The 2,607-nt window shown below is 30.8% G+C and carries 3 protein-coding genes and 1 pseudogene; all 4 read left to right on the top strand.

Going from position 1 to position 2,607, the window contains the following annotated elements:
• On the top strand, positions 1 to 554 hold a 554-nt coding region (locus EZH24_RS10075; protein ID WP_137999010.1), incomplete at its 5' end, for an ankyrin repeat domain-containing protein.
• A 114-nt stretch (positions 555 to 668) separates the two neighbouring features.
• Positions 669 to 833, top strand: a complete 165-nt coding sequence (locus EZH24_RS14180; RefSeq protein ID WP_161976140.1) for a hypothetical protein — start codon at positions 669 to 671, stop codon at positions 831 to 833.
• Between the two features lie 490 nt (positions 834 to 1,323).
• Positions 1,324 to 1,734: a hypothetical protein gene (locus EZH24_RS10070; RefSeq protein WP_137999009.1), complete on the top strand. Its 411-nt coding sequence runs from the start codon at positions 1,324 to 1,326 to the stop codon at positions 1,732 to 1,734.
• A 436-nt stretch (positions 1,735 to 2,170) separates the two neighbouring features.
• Positions 2,171 to 2,607 (top strand): annotated as a pseudogene (locus EZH24_RS10065) (hypothetical protein); the annotation flags it as partial.

Below are 2,607 nucleotides of genomic sequence, written 5' to 3'. Positions count from 1 at the left end.
TAATGAAATCCGCTTCTTTAGGTTATTATGATTTGGCAGATTATATTTTACTTAATGACGCCGATATTTCGATTACCAATAATAACGGAGAGAACGTTTTGATTTTGTCGGCGGATTATCCTTATATAATCAATTTGCTTTTGAATAATAATACTGCCGATTTGAATATTGCCGATAACAAAGGAAAAACCGCTTTATTTCATGCATGCGAACTTGGAAATTTGAATTCGGTTAAATTATTGATAAATAGCGGAAGCGACATAAACAAAAGAGATATTTTTGGAAAAACTATTTTAATGTATGCGGTTGAAAGCGAAAATTTGGAACTCATAAAATATTTGATAGAAGATATTGAAGTCGATATAAACGAAAAAGACGATTGGGGACAAAACGCGATATTTTTTGCCACAAAAATAAGCGTAGCGAGATATTTAATTTATAAAGATATTGACTATTCGGCGACTAATTCAATCGGACTCAAAGCTTACGAAGTTTTAAAATATAACGGTTATAATAATTTGTCGACTTATTTAAGAAAATTGGAAAAGAAATAGTTTTAAAATATTTTTAAGAATTCCTTACTTAATTAGTGCTTTTTTTGATAACAATGTGGCTGTAACCAATTTATTCGTTCTTTTTTCTATCGAGAAAAAAGAACCACACTTACAGTGGGCAGTAGCCAAAAAGCGACTTCTTTTTGTCAAAAAGAAGCAAAAACAACTCCGTTTAGAATTCGCAATTCTTTCAATAAAAATATTTTCGCAATATTTGTAAAGTCTGTCATTGCGAGGCTCACTCTGTGGGCTTTAGCCTTGCCGAAGCAATCAATTTAAAAAAATTTATTTTTAAGTGTTGACATTATTTTTAAACATTGTATAATATATTTTAATTAATTTAATTAATGTTTGAAAAAAGCCAAATAAAAGGTTGACAATTTTTTTTAAATGTTATATAATTTAGCGATATTGATATTTAAAAAATAGACTATTGACAAATTTTTTAAATATCGTATAATTTGAAAATATTTATTTGATTGAATTGAAAAATTGACTAAATAAAACTAAAAAAGAAATTTTAAAAGCGAGGATTTAAATGATTAAAAACGCAGTTAACATGTTATGTCATGTCATGTCATGTCATGTCATGTCATGTCATGTCGCCAATCATTTAAACTTTTCGCTCTTTTCTATTGCAAAAATCTTTTCATTAAATCAATTTATATTTTGTCCGTTCTTTGCGGGTATCTTAAAAACTTTGATAGCTTACATAGAGGAATCTATGTTTGTTTATAAAAAAAATTAAATTCAAAAGGAGATTTTTAAAATGAATATTTTAAAAACAAAAAAATTATTTACCTACATGGTTGTAGGAGCTTTAGTTATGGCTTTATTTATAAGCTGTAAATCGAACGAAGACCCAAATAGCGGAGATACGAAAGAGGAAAGAACATTCTCCTATTATGCGGGAGATTGGTGGGGCGACCCAGAAAGGAGTGGAACAGAAATTAAATTTATTACCATAAATACTGACGGCTCGTTCATATTGATACCTGCTGAGGGTATGCAAGTTCCTTCATCCGCTATAACAAAAAAGAGCGATACAAATTATTCCGCTACGGCGACTATGGACGGCGTTAGTGGAGAATTAATTTTTACTTTCAGTAGCGACACTCAAGGAACGTTTGAGCAGATTGGCAGAGGAGTGAGTGCTTCTATGCCTATAACTAAAAAATAATAAGATTAGTTGACATTATAATATAAATATAATTTTTCACACATTCAAGAAACGGTTTATACTTAATTGTATAAACCGTTTTTTTATTAAATAAATCGTCATTGCGAGCGTGAGCGTGGCAATCTATTTTTTGTGGATTACTTCACTTCGTTCGTAATGACGGAATAATCATTGTCATTGCGAGCCGAAGGCGTGGCAATCTATACAGATAACAAGGGGCAGTTGCCCATTGCGTGCTTTTTTAATTGCATACTTATCCAAATTGTTAACACAATGGGTTGCAACCCCTTGTTGTCAGAAAAAGCGCTATTCCAAATTTGGATTACTTCGGCTACGGACAAAATAAAGTAAAAACTTCGTCCGTTATTTTTTATTAAAAATATATTTAAAAATTTTTCAATAATCCGAAAATATTTAATAGCATATCGGAGTAAATATGAATATTAAAGTTGTTTTACTGTTTATTATAATAAATATGTTTCTTTTCGCTCAATATACGGCAAATAACGATATATTGATTAATACTGGAGCGGGAAGAGTCGATTATACCACATACACAATTTATGCGGATGCTACGGCGGATATGATTACCGATAAAGTATTGCAGCCAGAATCTTTTTTAATATTGCAGCAGCAGGCGGAAGAAGAAACCGTAAAAACTCTATACGACACTTTGGCGAGAGTTTCGATAAATAGCGATTTTACTATATATAATTTGATTGAAAACGATAAAGATTTAACGGAAAAAATCATGGACGCGCTAAATAACGCGAGACTTTTGGGAGTTTCTTATCCTACAAGAACGAGCGTTAAAGTTCTTATGGCTTTGGATATAATAACGAATAATTTAATTCCCGATTTTATTAGAAGCGT

The organism is Brachyspira catarrhinii, from assembly GCF_005518285.1.
In the GTDB taxonomy this organism is placed as follows: Bacteria; Spirochaetota; Brachyspiria; order Brachyspirales; family Brachyspiraceae; genus Brachyspira; species Brachyspira catarrhinii.
This window is presented reverse-complemented; position numbering and strand designations above follow the sequence as displayed.